This window comes from Paracoccus aurantiacus, from assembly GCF_007993065.1.
Lineage (GTDB): Bacteria > Pseudomonadota > Alphaproteobacteria > Rhodobacterales > Rhodobacteraceae > Paracoccus > Paracoccus aurantiacus.
The window spans coordinates 51256-68386 of the sequence record NZ_VOPL01000006.1 but is presented as its reverse complement, the minus strand read 5'-3'; the positions used below and the strand labels follow the sequence as shown (position 1 = coordinate 68386).

Sequence of the window (17131 nt, the reverse complement as noted above, 5' to 3'; positions counted from 1 at the left end):
AAACCCTATTGTGCGGGCTTTGGCACAGGCGGGGCAGACCCCGACCCCTGATCGGCAGGGGCGTTAGTTTCGCCGATTGCCGCATCCAGTGCTGCGTCCAGATCGTCACCAGCCGGGTCATCGCCAGCCGCGTCAGTTTCGGGCGCGGCGGCGGGTGCCCCGGATACGGCGGCGTCGGGTTCCGCGGTTGTGTCGGCTGATTCCGGCACGGCGTCTGCCGCCGCTTCTGACGCTGCCTCAGCCGGTGGTGCATTTTCGTCCATCGCGGCCCCTGCTTCTTCAGGCGTGTCCACGGCGGCGGCGGCTGCATCCACAGGCAATGCCGCTTCGTCATCGGCGGGCAGCCGGATCGTTGCGGCCGGGTTCATGGCGAAGAAGTTCATCGGCATCAGGTGGATCGTCTTCCATTCGGTCGACATGACGGGCCAGTCCTCGACCCGTGGGATGTGGTGGAAGCCTGCCGTGAACCACGACACGATGTCGGCATTATGCAGCGACTGGTCGTCCTCGACCCATTGCGCCAGCGTGTCTGACCCGTCCGACTGCATGGCGAACGTGCCGCCGGCATAGCGCTGATCCGGGTCGTAAACAGTGTTCCACAGGCTGTATTCCAGATAGCGGTTGCGCTTGAAGGGCGGGTCGTTTTCGAAATCATACGGGCCGTAGGCGACATTGCCGTGATGGATCATATAGGCCGGGTTGTGGCCAAGCGGCCCTTTGCGGTCGCCGTTCATCACGTGGAAATAGCGCGGCTTGAAGGCGCTGAAGGTATAGCGCGCGGTCAGTTCGCTGTCGGCCATGACCTCGTTTACCTGCCACATCGACTTGCGCGGCACATCGCCGGGCAGGTTCTCCGCCGGGACAATATCCAGCGTCGAGGCCATGTTGGCCGGCTGGTCCACGTCGAAATCCATGCGGAAGTTGAAATAGTGGTCGTGGTTGGGCGCGACCAGATGCGGCGCGATCAGGCTGCCATAGCGGGTGTCGTCCGCCGCTGTCGGGTCGTCCATGCTGGTCGAGGCGACGCCCTTCACCGCATCCAGACCCGAGGCACCGACCATGATATAGATCGCGCCGTTCTGCTTGAAGCGATAGTCGATGAGATAGTCATAATTGCCGACCTCGGACGCGGTGCGGATCACCAGCTCTGTTTCCGGGCGGCCCTCGGCGGGAACGAACTTGTCCGGTCCCTGCTCGAACACCTCGAAATGCCGCCAGGCCGGGTCGCCGATATCGCGTTCGAAGATGCAGACGGCATCGGGGATTTCCATTGGGTTTCCGGCATCGTCATTGATGACGGCGGGCAGGAAGGTCGCATAGGAGGGGCAGTCCACATTCTTGCGAAGGGGCGTCAGAAACAGCCCGAAGCCATATTCCCCGCTGTCCATATAGGTGCGCCAGTACCAGCCCTCGGACGGGTCCATATAGGGGACGAAGACCTCGGACAGATGCGCCTGATACAGGACGCTGCGCCATTCCTCGCCGTCGCGGACGTCAACATTGGACAGGACCAAACCCGGCCGCTTGTCCGTGCGCCAGCGGAAGCGCCAGATATCCCAGTTCACCACGCCGTTTTCGATGGTGTAGTTGGGCCCGCCTTCCTGCGCCAAGCGTGCGGCATTGGCGGCGGGGCGCAGGGGCGCACGCTCGGCGATTTCGGCCTCGGTATAACCCCAGTCATCCTCGGGCGCGGGAATCGCGCCCTCGTCGATGACATCGACAACCTCGCCCTTCTGCAGATCGACCATGGCGTAAAGCCCTTCCAGCGGCTTGGCATACCAGTTGGACGACCCCGACGGCGCCTTGTAGCAGGGCACTTTCATCAGGCGTTTGCCGTCATATTCCGGGGTCAGGAAGTTTCCTGCGGTCAGCGGCAGGCAGAAGGCCTGATCCGGTGTGACACCGCGCTTTTCCAGCCCCGCGATCATGCGGTCATCCGACAGCGCCACCTGCATCGCCTTCATGAATTCGCCGAACAGCACCATCGGCTGGCCCTCGGTCGGGGCAGTTTCCTCGACCGAGCCCTGGGTCAGGTTGACAATCGCGCGGCTGAACCCCTCGGGCGTGGCGTAATCAACAATCACCCGCCGGTCGAGCGTATCGCCTTCCTTCCATGCGAGAACCTGATCCTTCGGCGGCTCTTTCAGCTCGATCAGGGGATAGAGCGTGTTTTCATCGGCCTCTCCGGCCGCACGCAGAATTTCGGTGGTGCGGCGAATCTCGTCGCCGGTCAGCCCGTCCAGCGGATGGGACAGGGCGGCCGTTCCCAGCAGCATCGCGGCGAGGGTCAGGCCAGTCGTGAGTGTGGTTTTCATCATCGTCTCCCGTGTTGCAATCAGCTCAGGATGGTTTTGACATTGGTGCATTCGCGCAGGCCGTCGACGCCGAACTGCACCCCGATGCCGGATTGGCGGACGCCGCCGAAGGGTGCGTTGGGCTGGATCATCCCGTGCTTGTTGATCCAGACCGACCCGGCGCTGATCCGGTCGGCCAGCTTGCGCGCGCGGGCGGGATCGCCGGACCAGACAGAGGCACCAAGCCCGCATTTGTCGTCATTCGCCAGCCGCACGACCTCGTCCTCGTCGCGCCATTTGGTGATGCCGATGGCGGGGCCGAACTGTTCCAGATCGTGCAGCTTCATGCCCGGCCCGACCCCGGTCAGGATGGTCGTCGGGAAGAACAGGTCATTGCCTTCCGGCACACCGCCTGTCACCAGCGAAGCCCCCTTGTCGAGCGCATCCTGCACGAAATCCTTCACGATGTTGTACTGGTCACGGTTCTGGATCGGGCCGACAATGCTGCCTTCTTCCAGACCATCGCCCATCGGCATGTTTGCCGCGACGCCTGCCAGTGCCTCGGTCACGGCGTCATGGATGTCCTCGTGCACATAAAGGCGCTTCAGCGCTGCGCAGGTCTGGCCGTTATTGATGAAGCAGCCCCAGAATAGCCCCTCGGCAATCGCGGCGGGGTCCACGTCTGGCAGCACGATGCCGGGATCGTTGCCGCCCAGTTCCAGCGTCACGCGCTTGATATCCCTGGCGGCGCCGGCCATGACCTTCGACCCTGTCGGGATCGAGCCGGTGAAGCTGATCTTGTCGATACCCGGATGATCGGTCATCAGCGGGCCAAGATCGCCTTCCGAAGCCAGCGCCTGCACGACGCCGGGTGGCAGCGCATCCTGCATGATCTCGGCCAGTCGCAGGGTCGAAAGCGGCGTGTTCTCGGACGGTTTGATGATGACGCAATTGCCGGCAAGAATGGCCGGGATGATGTGCCAGACGCCAATCAGCACCGGCCAGTTCCACGGCGTAATTGCGCCAATGACGCCAATCGGGACGCGCTGCAATTCGACCCGGCCTTCCTCGTTATCCTGAATGATCTCCGTCTCCAGCGTCAGGCTGGCGGTATAGCTGGTCCAGGCCTGACAGCCGCCGATTTCGAAGCGTGCGCCGACGCCGTTCAGGGGCTTGCCCTGTTCGGTCGACAGCAATTTCGCCAGTTCTTCGGCATTGCCGCCGATCAGCCCGGCGATCTTGTTGCACGCCGCCTGACGGTCTGCCCAGGGCGTTGCCGCCCAGCCGGGAAAGGCCGCGCGCGCCGCCTTGACCGCCCTGTTCAGCGCCGCAGCGTCGGCCCCGATGGCGCGCCCCGCTGCTACCCCTGTGGACGGGTTGATGACATCGAAGCCCGCGCCGACTTCGTCGCGCGCACCGTCGATGATATTTGGATATGTCGTGGTCATTGCTTCCTCCCAGAGCGCGTCCTGCCTGGCAGCGGACGCTTTCCCGCCCGTCAGGCTAAAAGCCGAGGATGCGTGCTGTCTTGGCGAATCGCGACAACGCCGACGGCGTTTCTAGAGGGCAGCAGTTGGCTGTGTCGTGCCGCGGCGATACTGGCCGGGGGTGCAGCCATGCGCGGCGCGGAAATCGCGCGTAAAGCGCGAGATGTCGGGAAAGCCGGCTTGCCCCGCGCAGGCCGTGACGGTCAGATCGGGCCGTGCACGCAGCAAAGCGCAAACGGTCGCCATTCGTCGCGCTGCAATCGCACCCGAGGCGGTCGCGGCTTCGGCCGAAAAGGCGCGCTGAAGCTGGCGCAGCGAAACGCCCAGCATCGCGGAAAGCGTCGCCGGCGTCAGTGAGGGGTCGCTCGCACGGCGCGCGATCAGATCCTGCGCAGCCGCGATCAGCGCAAGTTCCGGCGCATCGGTGTTCTTCACCGCGATGGCAAGCAAATCGGCCAGCTCATCCGGTTGACTGCTCAGCCGGGCCAGAGCGCGGGCGACAGCACGGCCCATGACCGACTGCCCCGGAAGATGCAGCCCTGCACCGGCCATGCGGCCAAATGCCTCGGCCAGAGGGGGGCGGGGCAGATGCAGGGATGCCTGCAGTGAGCTTTCGCCATAGCGAAACAGCGCCGGGCGCGTCGAGCTCGCCAGAAAGAAATCGCCCGCAGCCAGTTCGACGTGCTGCCCGCGCTGTTCCATCCGGGCTGATCCCGCAAGCTGGCGGATCAGGAAATAATGCGGCATGTGATCGCGGGCCGCATCGCGGGCGCCACGCTCGATCGCGCGGGCATTTGTCGCCACTCGCACCAGATCCAGCCCGCCAAGCCGCCCCGTGGTGACGGACCCGGTGTGGTGCGCGGCAGGATGAACGTGAAATGCGCCGCAGACGGCTTGCAGGTCGCCCTGAAAGCGGCGCGGGTCCGCGCCTGACAGCGGGGGTGGGACATGGTTCAAAAGACTGGCCCGGCAGATGCTTTATATTCGAAGCATAGCATCGCGGCACGGCCTTTGGTCAAGCGCTGCGATCGGGCACGGATCGAAATGGGCCATAGGCAGCGTGATAAATTCGCTCTATTGATGTCTGTGGGGGAGGAGCGGACCGCTTGTGGCGGCTTCTCCCGTGACGAGTCAACGATAATACCGGGGAGGTAATATGAACCGTATCGTAACCGCCGGCCTTGCTGCCGTGATTTCGCTTGGCCTTGGCGCTGGCGCATGGGCACAGGACATCACCATCAAGTTCAGCCATGTCGTTGCGCCCGACACGCCGAAGGGCAAAGGGGCGGAAAAGTTCAAGGAACTGGCCGAACAATATACCGAAGGCAAGGTGAAGGTCGAAGTCTATCCGAACAGCCAGCTTTACAAGGACAAGGAAGAGCTTGAGGCGCTTCAGCTTGGTTCTGTCCAGATGCTGGCACCGTCGCTGGCAAAGTTCGGGCCGCTTGGCATTCAGGATTTCGAAGCGTTCGACCTGCCCTATATCTTCGACGGCTATGACCAGCTTCGCAAGATCACCGATGGCGAGATCGGCAAGGCGCTGCTGGCCAAGCTGGAAGACAAAGGCATCAAGGGCCTCGCTTACTGGGATAACGGCTTCAAGATCATGTCGGCGAACTCTCCGCTGATCGTGCCGGATGACTTCCTGGGGCTGAAGATGCGCATCCAGTCGTCGAAAGTGCTGGAAGCCGAGATGAATGCGCTGGGCGCGGTGCCGCAAGTCATGGCTTTCTCGGAAGTGTATCAGGGCCTGCAGACGGGCGTCGTGGACGGGACGGAAAACCCGCCCTCGAACATGTACACCCAGAAGATGAACGAGGTTCAGAAGAACGCGACCCTGTCGAACCACGGTTATCTTGGTTACGCGGTCATCGTGAACAAGGAATTCTGGGACGGCCTGCCGGAAGATGTGCGCGCGAATCTTGAAAAGGCCATGACCGAGGCGACCGAATACGCCAACGGCATCGCCAAGGACGAGAACGACAAGGCGCTGCAAGCCATGATGGATGCCGGCACGACCGAATTCCATGAAATGACGGACGAGGAGAAAGCCGCCTGGAAAGAGGCGCTGATGCCGGTCCGCGAAGAAATGGCCGACCGCATCGGGGCCGATCTGATCGCTCAGATCGAAGAAGCGACGGCGAACTGATACCGGATGGGCCGGGCGCATCTGCGACCCGGCCCGTTCCAACAAAATCAACCATAAAAATGCAGGAGGGGGGACGATGCGGTTTCTGGACCGTTTCGAAGAGATTCTCATCATCGTGCTGATGGCCGCCGCGACACTGCTGATCTTTGTCGCGGTGACGCAGCGCTATGCGCTTGATATAACTGCCGATGTCGTGCGTGCCAGCCGTGGCTGGGGAATCGAGTGGATCAGCAACGCGTCGCGCTCGTTCTATTCGACGCTGCGGGGCCTGAACCTTGTCTGGGCGCAGGAGCTTTGCATCTACCTGTTCGTCTGGATGGCCAAATTCGGCGCGGCCTATGGTGTGCGCATCGGCATCCATGTCGGCGTCGATATCCTGTCCGAGCGGCTGGAGGGCAGGGCCAAGACGATCGTGACCACGATCGCGATGTCGGGCGGCATCATCTTCACCGCCATTGTCGCCTGGTTCGGTTCGGATTTCGTATGGCACGTCTATCAGAACGGGCAGGTGTCGCCCGATCTCGAAATCAAGATGTGGATTGTCTATCTGGCCGTCCCGCTGGGATCGGCGCTGATGTGCTTCCGCTTCATTCAGGCGCTTTGGCTGTTCCTGACCACGGGCGAGATCGTCCATCACGACCTGAGTTCCGTCGACGGGGTCGAGGATGAGGCAGAGATCGCGTCGGAGGGCAAGGCATGACCGCGCTTATCATCTTTGCAATCCTGACGGTTCTGCTGATTACCGGGATGCCGGTATCCATCGCGCTTGGCCTGACTGTCTTCACCTTCCTGTTCAGCTTCACCGACATTCCGATGGACAGTATCGCGCTGAAGCTGTTCACCGGGATCGAGAAGTTCGAGATCATGGCGATCCCGTTCTTCATCCTTGCCGGCAACTTCCTGACGCATGGCGGCGTGGCGCGGCGGATGATCCGGTTCGCGACCTCGATGGTCGGGCACTGGTATGGCGGGATGGGCATGGCTGCCGTGATCGCCTGCGCGCTGTTCGCGGCGATTTCGGGGTCGTCCCCGGCAACCGTGATGGCCGTCGGTTCGATCCTGATCCCGGCCATGGTCAAGCAGGGCTATCCAGCGCAGTTCGGTGTCGGCTCCATCGCGACGGCGGGGGGCCTGGGCATCCTGATCCCGCCATCCATCGTCATGGTCATGTATTCGGTCGCCACGACCGGCATGGTCGTCACCGGACCCGACGGAGAGACGGTGCTGTCGGCGTCCATCGGGGCGCTGTTCATGGCGGGCGTCATACCGGGCCTGATGCTGGCAACGATGCTGGGCGTCACGACCTATTGGCGCGCGCGATCCAACAACTATCCGCGTATGCCCAAGGCAAGCTGGGGCGAGCGCTGGCAGGCGTTTCGCCAATCGGTCTGGGGCCTGATGCTGATCGTCATCATCATGGGCGGCATCTATGGCGGCTTCTTCACCCCGACCGAAGCCGCGGCCGTCAGCGCCGTCTATGCGTTCGTGATCGCGGTCTGGGTCTATAAGGACATCCGGCTGCGCGATGTGCCAAGGGTGCTGCTGCAATCGGCCGCGATGTCGGCGATGCTGCTGTATATCATCACCAATGCGGTGATGTTCGCTTTCATCCTGACCTCGGAACAGATCCCGCAGGCGCTGTCCAGCTGGATCGTCGAACTGGGTTTCGGCAAGATCGGCTTCCTGATGGTGGTCAATATCATGCTGCTGTTCATCGGCATGGTGATGGAGCCGTCGGCGATTGTTCTTATCATGGCGCCGATCCTGTATCCGGTCGCCGTGAAGCTGGGTGTCGATCCAGTTCATTTCGGGATCATGATGGTCGTTAACATGGAAATCGGGCTATGCACCCCGCCGGTGGGTCTGAACCTTTATGTTGGCTCGGCGATCTCCCGGCTTGGCCTGACAGAGGTCAGCAAGGCTGCGATGCCGTGGCTTCTGACCGCGCTGACCTTCCTTCTGCTGGTCACCTATATCCCTGAAATCTCGCTATGGCTTCCGCGAATGCTGGGCATGTAGCGACAGGTTTATCCAGTTTGACGGGGCCGTCCTTCGGGGCGGCCCTTTCACATCCCGAGGATCGCGCGCAGCGCCGGATAATCTGGCGCGCGCAGATCGCAGATGGAAAACTCTGGCAAGGCCGTTTCGGGGCCGATACCCACGGTAAACAGCCCTGCCCCTTTCGCTGACCGGACGCCCGCAATTGCGTCCTCGAACACGACCAGCGCCTTGTGCGGCAGGCCCAGTTTCTCTGCCGTGACCTCATAAGGCATCGGGTCGGGCTTTCGCCGAGGCAGCGGGTCGGCCGAAACGATCAGGTCCACAATCTCCAGCACGTCAATCTGCATGAGCGCGTCGCGGATAAGCCTTTCGGGCGAAGATGAACACAACGCGATGCGCAGGCCGAAGCGATGCAGGTCGCGCAGGAACTCTGCCGCGCCGGGCACGGGCTTGCGCAGTTGCGGCATCCATTCATCGACGGCGGCATAGACCTCTTCCTCGATCGCGCGCGCCGCCGCCGGCGTCGCGGGGTCGAACACCTCGATCAGCAGCTGATCCATGCTGCGGCCGACGCTGGCGGCGATCTGGGCGTCGGTGATCGGGCGTCCGTGCCGGGCGGCAATGGCGCGCTTGGCCATTTCCCACGCTGGTTCGCTGTCGATCAGCGTGCCGTCCAGATCGAAGATCGCGGCCTGAAACCCGGACAGTCCATTCTGCATCGCTTCACGCTCCTGCGCCGTGTGGGTGAAGGCAGATGATGCGCCAGCGATGCTGGCGTCAAGTCCGCGACAGGGGAGAGTGGCCTTCCGGAAGCGGCAGGCAGCCGGGCAAGCCGGCCGGAAGCACAAGGATCGCCCCTGCCCCGTAAAGCCGCCGCGCGAGGCCCGGCGTGTCCGAGGTCAGCGTGATGCTGAACCGCCCCGCGGCCATGACAGAGACATCCGGGTCAAGCCGCGAAATCAGCGCGTCAGGCGGCAGCGGCACGACATAGGCGGGGGCGGCATCGCTTGCCAGCCCGACGGCGACCAGCACCGCGATCCAGCCCGCGAACATGCCGGCAAGCCCCAGTATCAGCCGCCTAATAGTCATGGATATGTTCCAGCCGCAGTCCCTGATCGTCCAGATTGCGCAGGGTCTTTGCCAGATCGGTGACTTTCACCGCGATCAGGTGCCGATAATCGCCATAGCCTTGCCGGGGCATGTCCGCCAGCGCAGCGGATGCCGTAGGCTGATCGGAAATCGCGGTGAACATGATGTCATCATTTCCGGCGATCTCGACGAAATTCGCGCCTGCATCGGCCATGTCCTCCAGCAATCCGGTCAGCGCGGCGTAGCGCGGTGTTTCGATCACGGCGCCCTCGGGTCGGGTTTCGATTAGGGTGATGTCGGGATGGGCCGCGATGAACCCGGCGGGCAGATCGGTCGCGATCATCTTCAGGCGCAAGGCATCCGGCCCGACGCCTGCAACCGCGTTTTCGATGACCTTCGCATAGGCGGCCTTCGCCCGAAACTCCAGGCCAAGCGCCGCTTTTCGTTCCCGGTCCCGGAAGCTGGTGCCAGCGCCCTGCAGCTCGACTGCGTCACGACGGAAGTCCCAGCGATACCACGGCGTTTGCCGCAGGAAGGCCGCGTAATCCGCCGCCTGCCGGGCCGAGATCTCGTCGGCATCCGCATGATCCGCGCCGCGTATCCAAGTGGCGATGCGGCCAAGCGTTTCCTCATAAGCTGCCTTCAGAAGAAGCTCTGCCGTGAAACTGGTGCCGATCACATAGACCATTTGCTTGGTGCCCGTATCGACCCCGCCATGCGCGCCTGACGCCTTCGACAGCGCGCAAAGCGAGGACCAGAACCCGCCGATCCCGCGCAGATAGCCATAATCATGCGGATCGCCGTCGCGGATCACGCGGGCATAGTCATCATAGGCGTGGACGATGTGCCATTCCGGATAGGTCATCAACGTCCGCGATTCCGGGCGATGATCGGCCTCGGGCAGCAGGCTGGCATAGGCTGCGGGCGCTGCCTGCGGACGGCATGCGACCTCGGTATAGGCGACGGGCGCCAGAAGCAGCAGGATCAGGACCAGAAGAACCAGCAGGCCACGCCCAAGCCAGCGCAGGGCGCGCCTCATTTCGGGCGGTCCAGCAACAAGCCCGCGAACAGCGCAAAGCCGCCAAGGCCGATATGGGGCAGGTTCGCCAGCCAGCGCTTCAGGGACAGGTCCAGCCCAAGCGAGGGATTGGTGAAGATGGCAAGATCGAGGAAGCCATATCCCGTGAACATCCCGAAAATGCCGTCGATCAGATACGCCGCGCCGAACAGGATCAGAAATGTCCTGGCCGCCTCTCGCGAACGGAGCGCCGCCACCAGCGCCCAAAGCGCCGAGGCGACATGCAGCGCGTCATCGTAAAGATCCAGCGCGAAGATCCCGAAGGCGAGGCCGCTTTCGTCGGTCAGGCCCGGAACATAGTTGATGGATGCCGCGCCAAGCAGCGCAACGAAATACCCGAACGCGATTTTCTGAAGCAGGCTCATATCAATCCCAAATAACTGTCCCAGAGATTGTTGCGCAGCACCAGACCGGGGTCGAGCAGCCGCTTCGCGCGCGCGAATTCCGGTGCCCGCACATAGGCCGCTTCAAGCTGATCCAGCCGGGCATGAGGCCGGTACGGCAGATAATAGGCCCCGCCGACATCGGTGATGCGGTCGATCAGGGTCTGGGTCAGGCGCATCATGTCATCCTCGGCCCGGGCGGTCATTTCCTGACTGAAGGACATGACCGCCGCAATCCGCGGCGTCGGCGCATAGGCCAGCACGCTTTCGGGGTCGGCGGCGACATAGCGCAGGGTGACGTTCAGAAATTCCTGATAGCTGTCGGGGATCACATCCCGGCAAGCGGTCAGGAAATCGCCGAAACGGTCGAAATCGACGAAATATTCGTGCAGGATATCGGTGCGAAGCGGGTTGCGGTCATCCAGCGTCACGACGGGTTCGTTAAACAGGCTGTTGCGTGTCACAGCGCCAGAGCCCAGCTTTGGACCAAGCCAGGTCTCGTTCCACCACCGGAAGGACTTCAGGGCCTCATTGCCAAGCTGCCCGCGATAGACGCGGCTGGCGACATGCGCCATCCAGCCAGAGCCAGAGGCCGCGGGCAGGTCGCTTTGATCCGCATCTTCGCGATAGGTAATCAACAGCGCGTGCCGGAAAAAGCTGGCGCGTTCGACGTTCAGCCGGCCATAGGCCATCTTGACGGCAGGATCGTCCACGGCGGCGCGGAAGGCTGCTGCATAGTCTTCGGCAGGCATGACGTCGAATGTCGGGCGCAGGCGGGTATTCGGGACCATCTCGACCTCCAGATCGACAATGGCGCCGATCAGGCCGTAGCCGCCCATGGCGAGGTTGAAAAGCTCTGGGTTTTCGTCACGGGAACATGTGACCAGATCCCCCCGAGGCAGGATCATGCGCAGCGACCGGACGGTCGATCCCATCGGTCCGAACGGCACCGGCCAGCCATGCGCGTTCACGCTGAAGGTCGCCGCGACGCCGAAATCGTGATTCGACTGCATCACCGCTGGCGAAAACCCCTGCGGATCAAGCGCATGTATGACCTGCGACCAGCGAGCACCCGCATGGACACGATAGGTCCCGGCGCTCGTATCGGTTTCGACCAACCCATTGTCCAACGTCACGGCGATGCCGTCGCGCGGGATTGCCTGTCCGCCCATCGAATGACGCGCCGCGCCAATATTGAACGCGCGGCCATCGGCTGCGGCCGATTTCATCTCTGTCCGGAGGGCGTCGATCAATGCGTCGCCGGGGTCCTGTTCAAGCGTGATATGGCGATGAATCGGCGTTGGCGACAGCCCGCTGGCGTCGTTCAGCATGCCGTCATCGGTGCGCGGCACGATCGAGGCAGCGCCTGCCAGAACTGGCAGCCGGGCATGGAACAGGTCAGAGGCAGCCCATCCGGCAGCGCCACCCGCAGCGAGCAGCAGAGAACGGCGGCTGAGGTTACGCATTGAAACTCCGACACTGGATATATCATGTTTCTAGGGTGCATCCGTGCCGGATGTCGAGACTTGGCGCGGTGGCAACGGCACTGATTACAATTTGTGTTTAAATATTTTGAGATTGAAGTTAATACAGGATTGGCCTAGCCTGCCCCACACTGCCAAAGTGGCAGCGCGCTGATCCAGGGGGAAATCTGATGCGAGTCGCCTGTCTCGGGGGTGGGCCAGCCGGTCTTTACTTCGCGATCTCGATGAAGGTCCGCGATCCCGGCCACGAGGTCGTGGTGATCGAGCGCAACCGCGCCAATGATACGTTCGGATGGGGCGTTGTCCTGTCGGACGAGGCGCTGGAAAATCTGCAGACCAACGACCCCGAAAGCGCACAGGCCATTCGCGACCATTTCGCCTATTGGGACGATATCGCGGTGATCCATGATGGCGTGCGCACCGTTTCGGGCGGGCATGGCTTTGCCGGCATCGGACGCAAGCAGATGCTGATTCTGCTGCAGCAGCGTGCCCGCGAATTGGGCGTCGACCTGCAGTTTGAAACCGAATTCCGCTCGGCCGAGGATTATCGTCGCGAATACGATCTTGTCGTCGGCTGCGACGGGCTGAATTCCCGCGTCCGCAGCGAATATGCCGATGTGTTCAAGCCCGATATCGAAACCCGCGAATGCAAGTTCATCTGGCTGGGCACGCATCAGAAATTCGACGACGCCTTTACCTTCATATTCGAAAAGACCGAACATGGCTGGGTCTGGGCGCATGTCTATCAATTCGATGCCGACACCGCGACCTTCATTGTCGAATGCCAGCAGGACACCTGGGATAGCTGGGGGTTCGAGGGTATGTCGAAAGAAGAAATCGTCGAAACCTGCCGCAAGATATTCGAACGCCATCTGGGCGGGCACAAGCTGATTTCAAACGCGGCCCACCTGCGTGGCTCGGCTGTCTGGATGAACTTCCCGCGCGTGATCTGCGAGAAATGGCACCATGAAAATGTCGTGCTGATGGGCGATGCGGCGGCGACGGCTCATTTTTCCATCGGATCGGGGACGCGGCTGGCCTTCGAAAGCGCGATCTCGCTGGCGAACTATCTGCACAGCGAAACCGATATGGAAGCGGCCTTCGAACGCTATCAGGAAGAGCGTCGGCTTGAAGTGCTGCGCCTGCAATCCGCAGCTCGCAACAGCCTTGAATGGTTCGAGCAGGTCGAGCGCTACCTTGGCCTTGACCCCGTGCAGTTCAACTATTCCCTGCTGACGCGCAGCCAGCGGATCAGCCACGAAAACCTGCGCCTTCGGGATCCAAAATGGCTGAAATCGGCCGAGAAGTGGTTTCAGGAACAGGCGGGTGCGGGGGCCGATGCGCCGGTGCGTCCGCCGATGTTCGCGCCTTTCCGTCTGCGGAACATGAAGCTGCAGAACCGCATCGTTGTCTCGCCCATGGCGCAATACAAGGCCGTGGACGGCACGCCAACCGATTGGCATTTCGTCCATTATGCCGAACGTGCCAAGGGCGGGGCGGGGATGATCTATACCGAAATGACCTGTGTTTCGCCGACAGGCCGCATCACGCCGGGTTGCCCCGGTCTTTATGCGCCTGAACACGAGGCCGCGTGGAAGCGGCTGGTCGATTTCGTGCATACCGAAACGGATGCCAGGATCTGCTGCCAGATCGGCCATTCGGGGCGCAAGGGCTCCACGAATGTCGGCTGGGAAGGCATGGACAAGCCGCTGGCATCCGGCAACTGGGACCTGATTTCGGCATCGGCGATACCGTGGTCGGCAGGGAATGCCACACCACGAGAGGCGACGCAGGAAGACCTTGATGCGATCAAGGCGCAGTTTGTGGCAGCGGCGGAAATGGCCGAACGCGCGGGCTTCGACATGATCGAACTGCACGCGGCGCATGGCTATCTGATTTCGTCTTTTATCTCGCCTGTGTCCAACACACGGACCGACCAATATGGCGGCAGTCTGGAAAACCGTCTTCGCTGGCCGCTGGAGGTGTTCGAGGCGATGCGCGCCGTCTGGCCCGAGCATAAGCCCATGTCGGTCAGGATTTCCGCGACTGACTGGCTGGGCGAGGACGGCGTGACCCCCGAAGACGCGGTGGAAATCGCCCGCGAGTTTCGCGCTGCAGGGGCGGACCTGATCGACGTGTCTGCGGGCCAGACCTCGGCCGAGGCGCGGCCAGTCTATGGACGCATGTTCCAGACCCCGTTTTCCGACCGCATCCGAAACGAGGTGGGCATTCCGACGATGGCGGTGGGTAATATCTACGAGGCGGATCACGCCAATTCGATCCTGATGGCGGGGCGCGCCGATCTGGTGGCGGTGGGCCGTCCGCATCTGGCCGACCCCTATTGGCTGATGCACGAGGCCGCGAAGATCGGCGACCGCGCGCAGGCATGGCCGCTGCCCTATCTGGCGGGCCGCGATCAGGCGTGGCGGCTTGCCGACCGTGAAGCAGAGGCGATCCGGGCATGAAAGCATCGGGCAAGCATATCGTCGTGACTGGTGGCGGTTCGGGCGTGGGCGCGGAAATCGCGCATGCGCTGACACTGGCGGGCGAGAAAGTCACAATCATGGGGCGCAGCGAGAAGCCCCTGCGCGATCAGGAACTGCCGTATCAGATTTGCGACGTGACCGATGCGGCGCAGGTCGCAGCGGCCTTCGATGCCGCACGAAAGGCGCAGGGCCCGATCCTTGGTGTCGTCGCGAATGCGGGCAATGCCGAAAGCGTGCCTTTCGCCAGGATGACGCCCGACCAGTTGGGCGCGATGCTGGCCGTCAATCTGGTGGGCGTTGCAAATGTCTGGCAGGCCGCGTTGCCCGATATGAAAGCGGCAGGCTGGGGGCGGATGATCGCCGTCGCTTCGACCGCGGGGCTGAAGGGCTATCCCTATGTCTCGGCCTATTGTGCAGCGAAACACGGCGTGGTGGGGCTGACCCGTGCGCTGGCATTGGAACTTGCGCAGACCGGCATCACCGTCAATGCCATATGTCCCGGCTTCATCGACACGCCGCTGCTGGACCGTTCGATTGCGAATATTGTCGAAAAGACCGGGATGACCGAAGATGACGCCCGCAAATCCCTGACCAAAGGCAACCCCCAGCGGCGCTTTATCCAGACGGACGAGGTGGCGAGCGCCGCGCTGTATCTGCTTTCGGATGCCGCGCGTTCGGTCAATGGTCACACCCTGACCCTGTCGGGAGGAGAAATCTGAATGCGCAGCAACGTGAAGCACTTCAAACTGTCGACAAAGGACGGGATTGCCACCGTCTCGCTCGACCGGCCGGAACGAAAGAACCCGCTCAGCTTCGACAGCTATGCCGAGCTGCGCGACTGGTTCCGTGACCTGCATTACGCGGACGATGTGAAGGCGGTGATCTTCGCCCCGAATGGCGGCAATTTCAGCTCTGGCGGGGATGTGCACGAAATCATCGGCCCGCTGACCAAGATGAACATGAAGGACCTGATGCGCTTTACCCGCATGACGGGCGATCTGGTCAAGGCGATGATCGGCTGCGGCAAGCCCATCATCGCGGCGGTGGACGGCGTCTGCGCGGGTGCGGGCGCGATCATCGCCATGGCGTCCGACCTGCGCGTCGCCACGCCCGAGGCGAAGACGGCGTTCCTGTTCAACCGCGTGGGTCTGGCCGGTTGCGACATGGGGGCCTGCGCGATCCTGCCGCGCATCATCGGGCAGGGCCGGGCGGCGGAACTGCTGTATCTGGGGCGCGCCATGACGGCGGATGAGGGCCTCGCATGGGGCTTCTTCAACCGCGTCGTGCCGCAGGCGAAGCTGATGGATGAGGCCGGCGATATGGCGGCGCGCATCGCTGCGGGCCCGAATTTCGCGAACATGATGACCAAGACCATGCTGGCGCAGGAATGGTCGATGAGCCTCGATCAGGCGATAGAGGCCGAGGCGCAGGCGCAGGCGATCTGCATGCAGGGCCAGGATTTTCACCGCGCCTATCACGCCTTTGTCGCCAGGGAAAAACCCGTGTTCGAGGGCGACTGATGGCAGATAAATCCTTCCTCGACTGGCCCTTTTTCGATGACCGCCACCGCGAACTGTCGGCGGCGCTGGAAGCGTGGGCGCCCGATGCGCTGGCGCAGATCGACCATCACGACACCGATGCCGCCTGCCGTTCGCTGGTTTCGGCGCTTGGCGATGCGGGGTTTCTGACCCATTCCGCAGTCGATCCGGCCGGCGGCACGCTGGATGTGCGCAGTCTGTGCCTGATCCGCGAGACGCTGGCGCGATATGACGGGCTGGCCGATTTCGCGTTCGCCATGCAGGGGCTGGGGACGGGCGCCATTTCGCTGTTCGGGACAGACGAGCAGAAGGCGGAATGGCTGCCCCAGACCCGCGCAGGCAAGGCGATTTCGGCCTTTGCCCTGACCGAGCCGCGATCGGGATCGGACGTGGCCAATTCGACCATGACGGCCACGCGCGACGGCGGTGATTATGTGCTGAATGGCGAAAAGACCTGGATTTCCAACGGCGGCATCGCGGATGTCTATACGCTGTTCGCCCGCACCGGAGAGGCGCCGAGCGCGAAGGGCCTCTCGGCCTTCATCCTGCCCGCCGGTCTGCCGGGGTTCGAGATCGCAGAGCGGTTGGAAACCATCGCGCCCCATCCCCTTGCCACGCTGCGCTTCACCGATTGCCGCATCCCGGCAAGCGCAATGGTGGGCCAGCCGGGGCAGGGGTTTCGCATTGCCATGTCTGTGCTGGATGTGTTCCGTTCGACCGTTGCCGCTGCCGCGCTTGGCTTTGCCCGCCGCGCGCTGGATGAGGCGCTGACCCGAGTTATCAGCCGTCAGGTGCAGGGCGCGCCGCTGTTCGATCTGCAGATGGTGCAGGGTCATATCGCCGACATGGCGCTGGATGTGGATGCCAGCGCCCTGCTGGTTTACCGCGCCGCATGGACCAAGGATTCCGGCGCGCCCCGTGTCACGCGCGAGGCCGCGATGGCCAAGCTGTTCGCCACCGATCAGGCGCAGCAGGTGATCGACAAGGCGGTGCAGCTTTTCGGCGGCGATGGGGTGCGTTCTGGCGAGGTGGTTGAAAGGCTTTACCGAGAAATCAGGGCCTTGCGCATCTATGAAGGCGCCAGCGACGTGCAGCGCGTGGTTATCGCAAGGCAGGCGCTTTCGGCGCATCAGGGGGGTTAG

15 protein-coding genes are annotated in these 17131 nt (G+C 62.8%); 7 read left to right on the top strand and 8 right to left on the bottom strand.

The window, feature by feature from the left end:
• Nucleotides 1-5 precede the first annotated feature (5 nt).
• From FQV27_RS14200 to FQV27_RS14190, 3 genes are all read right to left on the bottom strand, one after another.
• Nucleotides 6-2315, bottom strand: a complete 2310-nt coding sequence (locus FQV27_RS14200; protein ID WP_147099728.1) for a copper amine oxidase — start codon at nucleotides 2313-2315, stop codon at nucleotides 6-8.
• A gap of 20 nt (nucleotides 2316-2335) precedes the next feature.
• On the bottom strand, nucleotides 2336-3742 hold the full coding sequence (locus FQV27_RS14195; protein WP_147099727.1) for an aldehyde dehydrogenase family protein: 1407 nt from the start codon (nucleotides 3740-3742) through the stop codon (nucleotides 2336-2338).
• A gap of 111 nt (nucleotides 3743-3853) precedes the next feature.
• Nucleotides 3854-4738 (bottom strand): helix-turn-helix domain-containing protein, encoded by an 885-nt coding sequence (locus tag FQV27_RS14190; protein ID WP_147099725.1) that lies wholly within the window; start codon nucleotides 4736-4738, stop codon nucleotides 3854-3856.
• A gap of 199 nt (nucleotides 4739-4937) precedes the next feature.
• On the opposite strand from FQV27_RS14190, the gene FQV27_RS14185 reads away from it, so the two are divergent.
• The 3 genes from FQV27_RS14185 to FQV27_RS14175 all read left to right on the top strand — a co-directional run bounded on the left by FQV27_RS14185 (nucleotide 4938) and on the right by FQV27_RS14175 (nucleotide 7949).
• A complete protein-coding gene (locus tag FQV27_RS14185; RefSeq protein WP_147099723.1) occupies nucleotides 4938-5930 on the top strand; it encodes a TRAP transporter substrate-binding protein in 993 nt (330 codons plus the stop codon).
• A gap of 76 nt (nucleotides 5931-6006) precedes the next feature.
• A complete protein-coding gene (locus tag FQV27_RS14180; protein ID WP_147099721.1) occupies nucleotides 6007-6630 on the top strand; it encodes a TRAP transporter small permease in 624 nt (207 codons plus the stop codon).
• Nucleotides 6627-7949, top strand: coding sequence for a TRAP transporter large permease (locus FQV27_RS14175; RefSeq protein ID WP_147099719.1), 1323 nt, complete (start codon nucleotides 6627-6629; stop codon nucleotides 7947-7949). Before FQV27_RS14180 ends, FQV27_RS14175 begins: the two co-directional genes overlap by 4 nt.
• A 47-nt stretch (nucleotides 7950-7996) precedes the next feature.
• Here the strand turns inward: FQV27_RS14175 and FQV27_RS14170 are convergent, their stop codons facing one another.
• From FQV27_RS14170 to FQV27_RS14150, 5 genes are read right to left on the bottom strand one after another with little or no spacing between them, the layout of a single operon-like run.
• Nucleotides 7997-8650: an HAD family hydrolase gene (locus FQV27_RS14170; protein WP_147099717.1), complete on the bottom strand. Its 654-nt coding sequence runs from the start codon at nucleotides 8648-8650 to the stop codon at nucleotides 7997-7999.
• Nucleotides 8651-8708: 58 nt separating this feature from the next.
• Nucleotides 8709-9020 (bottom strand): hypothetical protein, encoded by a 312-nt coding sequence (locus tag FQV27_RS14165; RefSeq protein WP_147099715.1) that lies wholly within the window; start codon nucleotides 9018-9020, stop codon nucleotides 8709-8711.
• Nucleotides 9010-10059: a hypothetical protein gene (locus FQV27_RS14160; RefSeq protein WP_147099713.1), complete on the bottom strand. Its 1050-nt coding sequence runs from the start codon at nucleotides 10057-10059 to the stop codon at nucleotides 9010-9012. The genes FQV27_RS14165 and FQV27_RS14160 overlap by 11 nt, the downstream gene beginning before the upstream one ends.
• Nucleotides 10056-10463 (bottom strand): DUF4383 domain-containing protein, encoded by a 408-nt coding sequence (locus FQV27_RS14155; RefSeq protein ID WP_147099711.1) that lies wholly within the window; start codon nucleotides 10461-10463, stop codon nucleotides 10056-10058. Before FQV27_RS14155 ends, FQV27_RS14160 begins: the two co-directional genes overlap by 4 nt.
• Nucleotides 10460-11947, bottom strand: a complete 1488-nt coding sequence (locus tag FQV27_RS14150) for an FAD-binding oxidoreductase (RefSeq protein ID WP_147099709.1) — start codon at nucleotides 11945-11947, stop codon at nucleotides 10460-10462. The genes FQV27_RS14155 and FQV27_RS14150 overlap by 4 nt, the downstream gene beginning before the upstream one ends.
• Before the next feature lie 188 nt (nucleotides 11948-12135).
• Between FQV27_RS14150 and FQV27_RS14145 the strand changes: the two genes are divergently transcribed.
• From FQV27_RS14145 to FQV27_RS14130, 4 genes are read left to right on the top strand one after another with little or no spacing between them, the layout of a single operon-like run.
• The gene (locus tag FQV27_RS14145; protein ID WP_147099707.1) at nucleotides 12136-14430 is read left to right on the top strand and encodes a bifunctional salicylyl-CoA 5-hydroxylase/oxidoreductase; all 2295 of its coding nucleotides are present in this window, start codon (nucleotides 12136-12138) and stop codon (nucleotides 14428-14430) included.
• A complete protein-coding gene (locus FQV27_RS14140) occupies nucleotides 14427-15170 on the top strand; it encodes an SDR family NAD(P)-dependent oxidoreductase (protein WP_147099705.1) in 744 nt (247 codons plus the stop codon). The genes FQV27_RS14145 and FQV27_RS14140 overlap by 4 nt, the downstream gene beginning before the upstream one ends.
• A complete protein-coding gene (locus tag FQV27_RS14135) occupies nucleotides 15171-15971 on the top strand; it encodes an enoyl-CoA hydratase family protein (protein ID WP_147099703.1) in 801 nt (266 codons plus the stop codon).
• On the top strand, nucleotides 15971-17131 hold the full coding sequence (locus FQV27_RS14130) for an acyl-CoA dehydrogenase family protein (RefSeq protein ID WP_147099701.1): 1161 nt from the start codon (nucleotides 15971-15973) through the stop codon (nucleotides 17129-17131). Before FQV27_RS14135 ends, FQV27_RS14130 begins: the two co-directional genes overlap by 1 nt.